Here is an 8,365-nt window from a genome sequence, read left to right as displayed (position 1 = left end):
GCCTGGCCGTGGCCGGTGGCGTGGTGCCGCGCGCGCGCCTGGACGACATGGTCAGCCGGATCCTGCGCGCGATGTTCGCCAACGGCAATTTCGACGTGCCGCCGCAGCACCAGCCGATCGACGATGACGCCGGCTTCGCGGCCGCCCAGCGCACCGTGGAAGAAGGCAGCGTGCTGCTGCGCAATGCCAACGACGTGCTGCCGTTGGGTGCAGAGGTCAAGCGTATCGTCATCATCGGTGGGCATGCCGACAAGGGCGTGATCGGTGGCGGTGGTTCGTCGATGGTGGGCTGGACCGCCAAGGGCACCAACGCGGTGCCGGGCGTGCTGCCGACCACCTGGCCGGGCCCGGTGATCTTCCACCCGTCCTCGCCGCTGGAAGCGCTGCGCGCCGAGCGTCCCGATGCGCGCATCGACTACGTGGATGGTCGTGATGTCGCCGCTGCGGCACGCGCTGCGGCCGCGGCCGACGTGGCCATCGTGTTCGCCACGCAGTGGTCGGCCGAGTCGGTCGACCTGCCGCACATGAAACTGCCCGACAACCAGGACGCACTGATCGCCGGGGTGGCCAAGGCCAATCCGAAGACGGTGGTGGTGCTGGAAACCAATGGCCCGGTCGAACTGCCCTGGCTGCAGCAGGTGCCGGCAGTGCTGCAGGCGTGGTACCCGGGCATCCGCGGTGGCGAAGGCATCGCCGCGCTGCTGACCGGCAAGGTCAATCCGTCCGGTCGCCTGCCGGTGACCTGGCCGGTGAATGCCAGCCAGCTGCCGCGCCCGGAAGTGAACGGCCTGGGCTTCACCCCCAGGCACAAGCCGGACGACACCATCGACTACACCATCGAAGGCGCCAACGTCGGCTACAAGTGGTTCGCCGCCAAGGGCCTGGTGCCGCAGTTCGCGTTCGGCCACGGCCTGTCGTACACGCAGTTCAGCTATGACAACCTGAGTGCCACCTCGATGGGCCAGCGCCTGGTCGCCACCGTGGACATCCGCAATACCGGCAAGGTTGCCGGCGCGGACGTGGCCCAGCTGTACCTGAAGATGCCCGATGGCAGCACCACTCCGATCCGCCTGATCGGTTTCCAGAAGGTGATGCTGCAGCCGGGCGAGTCGCGCCGGATCCGCATCGAGGCCGAGCCGAAGACGCTGGCCAGCTTCGATACCGCCGACAAGCAGTGGAAGATCGCCGAAGGCCGCTACGAACTGCAGCTGTCGCGCTCGGCCAATGAGCCGCTGCAGACCACGCCGATCGTGTTGAGCGGTGGCGTAGTCCGCTGAGCAGGGCGGGTACCGGCCATCGGTCGGTACCCGCCGGACCCGGGCAGCGCACGACCGTGGGTCGTGCCTGTTCGGGGTTCACCCCGGCAGATGCTGGCGCAGGTGCGTCAGCAGCAGCTGCACCCGGCGCGAAGGATGGGCGGTGTTGGGAAACACCGCATACACGCCCTGGCGCGGGAAGCGATGCCCACGCAGGATCGGCAGCAGCCGGCCTGCGGCGAGGTCATCGGCGATCAACCACTGTGGCAACACCGTCGCCCCGGCCCCGGCCAGCGCGAAGGCACGCAGCGTGGACGCATTGTCCACGGTGACCACCGCATCGGCGGGGTTGCTGGCAAACAGCTGGTCGCTGCCGTCGGGCGCGATCAGGGGCAGGTCGGCCAGGCGCGGATACCCCAGCCGTGGCAGCGTGCGCACCCAGTCCGGGTCGTCACGCGCGGCCGCATCGGGCAACGCCGACAACAGCGACGGCGCGGCCACCGCGCACAACGCGTGCTCATCGAGCAGGGTGGCGCGCAGTTCCGAATCGGCCATGCGCCCGAGCCGGATGGCCAGGTCGAAGCGCTCGGGAATCAGGTCGGCATGCGCCGGCGAGGTCGACAGGTGCAGGCGCAGCTGCGGGTGCTGGGCGCGGAATGCCTCCAGCAGCGGCACCAGCCGGGCGCTGGCGTATTCGGGTGTGGTGGTCAGGCGCAATGTGCCGCGCAGCTGCTGTTGTTCGCTACGGGCTTCCTCGATGGCCTGCTCGGCGGTGGCCAGCATGGCCACGCAATGCTGGTGGAAGCGCTCGCCGGCCTCGGTGAGCGCCAGGCTGCGCGTGTTGCGCACCAGCAGGGTGACGCCCAGTTCCTGTTCCAGCCGCTTGAGGTTGAAGCTCACCACCGCCTTGCTGTGGCCCAGCAGTTGCGCGGCCGCGGTGAGGCTGCCGGCATCGACCACGGCCTTGAAGGTTTCGAAGCGATCCAGGCTGACCATCGTCGCGCCTTTGACTGTCAAAAATGATTTGACAGTCTTGCACCGGAGGTTCGGTTTATCCAGCGCTTCCGGGCGCGCATGCTGCGCCCTCGTCAACGGAGCGCGCCATGACCTACCGGGCCAAAGTGGAAGGGCTGTACCTGCTCGGGTTCTCGCTGGACCTGGTCAACATGTTCATCGGCAATGTCGCCTATCCGGCGCTTGCGGCCGACCTGCACGCCTCGGTGCCGCAGCTGGCGTGGATCGGCAATGCCTACATGCTCGGGCTGACGCTGGTGATTCCGCTCGGCGGCTGGCTGGCCGCGCGCCTGGGCGAGCGTGTGCTGCTGTGCCTGTCGCTGGGGGTATTCGCGCTGGCGGCGGTCCTGGCCGGCAGCGCGCCGAGCATCGAGGCGCTGATTGGATGGCGGTTGCTGCAGGGCCTCGGTGGCGGCGTGTTGATTCCGGTCGGGCAGGCGATGGCCTACCGGCATTGCCCGCCGGCCGAACGGGGCCGGCTGACCGCGCGGATCATGGCGGTCGCGCTGCTGGTGCCGGCGCTGTCGCCCGCGCTGGGCGGCTGGCTGGTGGGGCTGGGATCGTGGCGCTGGGTGCTGTGGGCCAGCGTTCCACTGGCGGCCCTGGCATTCGGGCTGGCGGCGGCATGGATCCGGCCCGAAGCGAGGCAGGCGCCGCCGCGCCTGGACCGGCGCGGGCTGGTGCTTGGCTCGTTGGGCCTGAGCCTGCTGCTGGTGGCCCTGAGCCTGATCGCCGAGGCGCAGCAGCGTGTGCCGGGCGTTGCGATGCTGGCAGCGGCGGCAGGCATTCTGATCGTCTATGCACGCACGGCCCGGCGCACCGCGCAGCCGGTGCTGCAGTGGACGTTGCTGCGGCATCCCTCGTTGCGCCTGGCGATGCTGATCTACCTGCTGGTGCCGGGCACCTTCATCGGCACCCAGCTGGTGGCCACCCTGCTGCTCAGCCGGCTCGGTTACAGCCCGGCCAGCATCGGCGGCTTCATGCTGCCGTGGGCGCTGGCCTCGGCATGTGCCATCGCCACCACCCGCAGCGCGCTGCCGCGAATCGGCCCGCGCGTGCTGCTCAGTGCCGGCATGGTCTGCCAGGCCGCAGGCATCGTGCTGCTGCCGGGCGTGCAGCCGTCGCAACCGCTGCTGGCGGTGCTGGCGTTCGCGCTGATGGGCCTGGGCGGCAGCCTGTGCAGCAGTACCGCGCAGACGCTGGCGTTCCAGGGCCTGGCGCACGAAGAACTGATGCCGGGCAGCGCGCTGTGGAATCTCAATCGCCAGCTCAGTTTTTGCCTGGCCGCCGCACTGCTGGCGTGCGTGCTGGGTGCATCGACCGCCGTGCTACCCGAGCATGCGTTTTTCCTCACGCTGCTGCTGGCCAGCGGCATGACCCTGCTGCCACTGCCACTGCTGTGGCGGATACCGGCAGCATCCCTTTCCCTGCGAGCCACACCCCCATGACCAATGCAACGCACGATCTTTCCCACGCCGCCTTCGAAGAGGTGCGCGTGCTGCACGTGATGATCGAAGACTGGTTCAACGCGCGCCTGCCGGCCGGCGATCTGGAACGGCTGCTGGCGCGTTTCACCTACGACTTCAGCATGGTCGGCATCGGCGGCACGCGCCTGGACAAGCCGGCATTGGCGCGCTTCTTCGCCGGTGCGCATGGACGACGGGCAGGTCTGCATATCGCGGTGGCCGAGTTGGCGGCGATCGCCTTGCCGGGCGGCGCCTGTGCGGTGCGCTACCGCGAAGACCAGACCGACCACGCCGGGGTATCGACCCGGCGCGAAGCGCTGGCCGTGCTGGTCGCCGGTGGTGACGGTGGGCTGCAGTGGGCGGCTTTGCAGGAAACGTCGGTTGGCGGATGAATGCGCGCAACGGCGACCTTTGGCACCTACCCGGGGCGCGCGCCCGGCGCTAGGCTGCAAAGGTTCGTCGCCACCATCTGCCGGGAGAGAGCCCATGCGTGTCCGTGTCGTGCCTGTCGTGCTGTTGAGTCTCATGGTTGCTGCCAGCGTGTCGGCGCAGACCTCGCCGATGACCCCGGACATCCCGGCCAAGGGCTTCGTGACGCCCACCGCGCACGATGACTACGACAAGCGCGTGGTGATGGTGCCGATGCGCGATGGCACCCGGCTGTACACGGTGATCGTGGTGCCCAAGGGGGCGAAGAACGCGCCGATCCTGCTGACCCGTACCCCGTACGATGCGGCCAACCGCGCCAAGCGCATCGACTCGCCGCACATGCGCGACATCCTGCCGCAGGGCGATGAAGTGTTCGTCGACGGCGGCTATATCCGGGTGTTCCAGGACATCCGCGGCAAGTACGGTTCCGAAGGCGATTACGTGATGACCCGCCCGCTGCGCGGGCCACTCAACGCCACCAGGGTGGACCATGCCACCGATGCATGGGACACCATCGACTGGCTGGTCAAGCACGTGCCGGAGAGCAACGGAAAAGTCGGCATGCTCGGCTCGTCCTATGAAGGCTTCACCGTGGTGATGGCGCTGACCAACCCGCATCCGGCATTGAAGGTGGCTGCGCCGCAGAGCCCGATGATCGATGGCTGGATGGGCGATGACTGGCTCAACTACGGTGCGTTCCGCCAGGTCAACTTCGGCTACTTCACCGGCCAGCTGGCCAAGCGCGGCAAGGGCCCTGCAATTCCCAGCGTGGGCTACGACGACTACACCACCTTCCTGCGTGCCGGCTCGGCCGGCGACTATGCCAAGGCCAACGGGCTGGACCAGTTGCCGTGGTGGCACAAGCTGATCGAGCACCCTGCCTATGACGCGTTCTGGCAGGAGCAGGCGCTGGACGCGACGATGGCCAAAACGCCGCTGAAGGTGCCGACCATGTGGCTGCAGGGCCTGTGGGACCAGGAAGACATGTGGGGCGCGGTGCACAGCTATGCGGCGATGGAGCCGCGCGACGGCAGCAACACGCTCAACTACCTGGTGATGGGCCCATGGCGGCACAGCCAGGTGAACTACGACGGCAGTACGCTGGGGGCGCTCAAGTTCGATGGCGATACCGCACTGCAGTTCCGTCGTGATGTGCTCAAGCCGTTCTTCGACCAGTACCTGGTGGACGGCGCGGCCAAGGCCGATACGCCGCCGGTGCTGATCTACAACACCGGCGAAAACCACTGGGACACGCTGCAGCAGTGGCCGCGCACCGCTGCACAGTCCAGGCCGCTCTATCTGCGTGCCGGTGGCAAGCTGTCGTTCGAGGCGCCGCAGCCGGGTGAGGCGAACTACGAGGCCTACGTATCCGATCCGGCCAAGCCGGTGCCGTTCGTACCGCGCCCGGTGCGCTTCGCCGACCGCGACATGTGGACCAGCTGGCTGGTCAAGGATCAGCGTTTCGTGGACGGGCGCACCGACGTGCTGACCTTCGTCAGTGAACCGCTTACCGAACCCCTGCGCATCGGCGGGGCACCGCAGGTGAACCTGGCCGCGGCCACCAGTGGCAGCGATGCCGACTGGGTGGTGAAGCTGATCGATGTGTATCCCGACCAGACCCCGTCCACCCCGGAGATGGGCGGCTATGAGCTGTCGGTATCCATGGCGATCTTCCGCGGGCGTTACCGGGAGAGCTTCAGCGAGCCGAAGGCGATCGCCAGCAATCAGGTGCTGGATTACCGATTCGGTCTGCCGACCGCCAACCACGTGTTCCAGCCCGGTCATCGGGTGATGGTGCAGGTGCAGTCGAGCCTGTTCCCGCTGTACGACCGCAACCCGCAGACCTTCGTACCGAACATCTACCTGGCCAAGCCGGGCGATTACCAGAAGGCCACGCAGCAGGTATGGCATGCGCCGCAGCAGGCCAGCTTCATTTCGCTGCCGGTGTATTGAACGGGACGGCGCCGGCCGCTGGCCGGCTCCTCGCGATCCTGAAAAGACCCAGGTAGTGCCGGCCGCTGGCCGGCTCCTCATGAGCGTGGACGGATGTGCGAGCAGCCGACCAACGGTCGGCTCTACGTCGGTTACGAACCCGACACGCTCGGGTAATCGGTGTAGCCGTGCGAACCGCCGCCGTACAGCGTGTCCGGGTCCAGCTCGGACAGCGCGACGCCCAGTCGGAAGCGCTCGACCAGGTCGGGGTTGGCGATGAACGGACGACCGAAGGCGATCACGTCGGCGTAGCCCGATGCGATGGCCGCTTCGGCGGTGTCCTTGGTGTAGCCGTTGTTGGCGATCCAGGCACCCTTGAACTTGGCGCGCAGGGCCTGGTAATCGAAGGCGATGTTGTCGCGCGGGCCGCCGGTGGCGCCCTCGATGACGTGGATGAAAGCCAGCGGACCGATCGCGTCCAGGCGCTCGACCGCGCGTTCGAACAGCGGCTGCGGCTGCGAATCGTGCGCGTCGTTGGCCGGGGTCACCGGCGACAGGCGCACGCCGGTTCGCTCGGCGCCGATCTCCGAGGCGATCGCGCGGACCACTTCATCGAGCAGGCGGGTACGGTTTTCGATGCTGCCGCCGTATTCGTCGGTGCGCTGGTTGCTGCCGTCGCGCAGGAACTGATCGATCAGGTAGCCGTTGGCGGCATGCACTTCGACGCCGTCGAAGCCGGCGGTGATGGCATTGCGTGCGGCCTGGCGGTAATCCTGGATCAGCGCCGGGATCTCCGACAGCTCCAGTGCGCGCGGCACCGAAACGTCTTCAAAGCCCTTGGCGGTGAAGGTCTTGGCCTTGGCCTGCAGTGCGCTCGGCGCGACCGGCACCTGGCCGTCGGGCAGCAGGCTGGTGTGCGAGATGCGGCCGACGTGCCACAACTGCAGCACGATCTTGCCGCCGGCAGCATGCACCGCGTCGGTGACTTTCTTCCACGCGTCGATCTGGGCCTGGTTGTAGATCCCGGGGGTATCCAGATAGCCCTGGCCGAGCGGACTGATCTGGGTGGCCTCGGCGATCAGCAGGCCGGCGCTGGCGCGCTGCGCGTAGTACTGGATGGCGAGCGGGTTCGGCACGCGTCCTTCGATGGCACGGTTGCGGGTGAGCGGTGCCATCGCGATGCGGTTGGCGACCGCGATCGCGCCGAGACGGGTGGGGGTGAACAGGGGGCCGTCGCTGGGAGATGTCATGTGCATACCTTGGGGGAGGAGGGCGCCGCACAAGTGCAGCGTAGATGGATGAGATGTGGACGTACGACCGCCAGCATAGGGGGCGGTGCGTTGCAGCGATGGGAAGCATTGTTGCGGGCCCCGATGTGCACGTTCTGTAACGCCATCGAGGCGTACCGTGATGGCGTATGCAGGCCATGCCTGCCACATCTTCCAACCAGAGGTACAACGCGATGATTGATTATCAGCTCAAGGGCAAGGTGGCGATCGTGACCGGTGGCGTGTCCGGCATCGGCCTGGCGGCAGCCGAACTGCTCGCCGCATCCGGCGCGGCGGTGGCGGTGTGGGACCTGAAGGAGGATGCGGTGCAGAAGACCGCCGAAGCGCTGCGCAACAAGGGCATCAAGGCGATCGGCATCGCGCTGGATGTGACCGATGAAAAGGCGGTGGACGCGGCGGTGCAGCGCACCGTGCAGGAACTGGGTGGGCTGGATATCGCGGTCAACAATGCCGGCATCGGCGGGCCGTCGGCCACCAGCGGCGACTATCCGGTGGACGGCTGGAAGCGGGTCATCGACGTCAACCTGACCAGCGTGTTCCTGTGCCAGCGCGCGCAGATCCAGGCGATGCGCAGCAGCGGCAAGGGCGGCAGCATCATCAACATGGCCTCGATCCTGGGCCAGGTCGGATTCAACAATTCGGCCGCTTACGTTGCCGCCAAGCACGGCGTGGTGGGGCTGACCCAGACCGCTGCGTGGGAGCATGCCAAGGACAGCATCCGCGTCAACGCGGTAGGCCCGGGTTTCATCGCCACGCCACTGCTGGACAAGATGGACCCCAAGGTGAAGCAGGCGCTGGAAGGCAAACACGCGCTGGGCCGCCTGGGCACGCCGGACGAGGTTGCCGCATTGGTGGCGTGGCTGGCCAGCGATGACGCGTCGTTTGCCACCGGCACCTATTACGCCATCGACGGTGGCTACCTGGCGCAGTAAATCCACGCTGCGGGTGCCTCCCGCGCATTGCGGTCGTGCGGTGTTTC

General features: G+C 67.7%; 7 protein-coding genes. 5 read left to right on the top strand and 2 right to left on the bottom strand.

The features are described from left to right. Window positions 1–1,277: glycoside hydrolase family 3 C-terminal domain-containing protein (locus tag RTO53_RS13655; RefSeq protein ID WP_312238299.1), on the top strand; the 1,277-nt coding region annotated here is incomplete at its 5' end. Window positions 1,278–1,355: 78 nt separating this feature from the next. Here RTO53_RS13655 and RTO53_RS13650 read toward each other — a convergent pair. Then, window positions 1,356–2,252: a LysR substrate-binding domain-containing protein gene (locus RTO53_RS13650; RefSeq protein WP_312238298.1), complete on the bottom strand. Its 897-nt coding sequence runs from the start codon at window positions 2,250–2,252 to the stop codon at window positions 1,356–1,358. 107 nt (window positions 2,253–2,359) lie between these two features. Between RTO53_RS13650 and RTO53_RS13645 the strand changes: the two genes are divergently transcribed. From RTO53_RS13645 to RTO53_RS13635, 3 genes are all read left to right on the top strand, one after another. Next, window positions 2,360–3,718: an MFS transporter gene (locus RTO53_RS13645; protein ID WP_312238297.1), complete on the top strand. Its 1,359-nt coding sequence runs from the start codon at window positions 2,360–2,362 to the stop codon at window positions 3,716–3,718. Continuing rightward, window positions 3,715–4,128 carry a DUF4440 domain-containing protein gene (locus tag RTO53_RS13640; protein WP_312238296.1) on the top strand — a complete coding sequence of 138 codons (414 nt, stop codon included), beginning with the start codon at window positions 3,715–3,717 and terminating at the stop codon, window positions 4,126–4,128. Before RTO53_RS13645 ends, RTO53_RS13640 begins: the two co-directional genes overlap by 4 nt. A gap of 94 nt (window positions 4,129–4,222) precedes the next feature. After that, entirely contained in the window at window positions 4,223–6,118 is a 1,896-nt protein-coding gene (locus tag RTO53_RS13635; RefSeq protein WP_312238295.1) for a CocE/NonD family hydrolase, read from the top strand. 131 nt (window positions 6,119–6,249) lie between these two features. Here RTO53_RS13635 and RTO53_RS13630 read toward each other — a convergent pair whose 3' ends face one another. Beyond that, window positions 6,250–7,347 (bottom strand): alkene reductase, encoded by a 1,098-nt coding sequence (locus RTO53_RS13630; protein WP_312238294.1) that lies wholly within the window; start codon window positions 7,345–7,347, stop codon window positions 6,250–6,252. Window positions 7,348–7,559: 212 nt separating this feature from the next. On the opposite strand from RTO53_RS13630, the gene RTO53_RS13625 reads away from it, so the two are divergent. Beyond that, window positions 7,560–8,318 (top strand): SDR family NAD(P)-dependent oxidoreductase, encoded by a 759-nt coding sequence (locus RTO53_RS13625; protein ID WP_312238293.1) that lies wholly within the window; start codon window positions 7,560–7,562, stop codon window positions 8,316–8,318. The last annotated feature ends 47 nt before the right edge of the window (window positions 8,319–8,365 follow it).

Origin of the sequence: Stenotrophomonas sp., from assembly GCF_031995405.1 — a bacterium.
GTDB lineage: Bacteria > Pseudomonadota > Gammaproteobacteria > Xanthomonadales > Xanthomonadaceae > Stenotrophomonas.
This window is presented reverse-complemented; position numbering and strand designations above follow the sequence as displayed.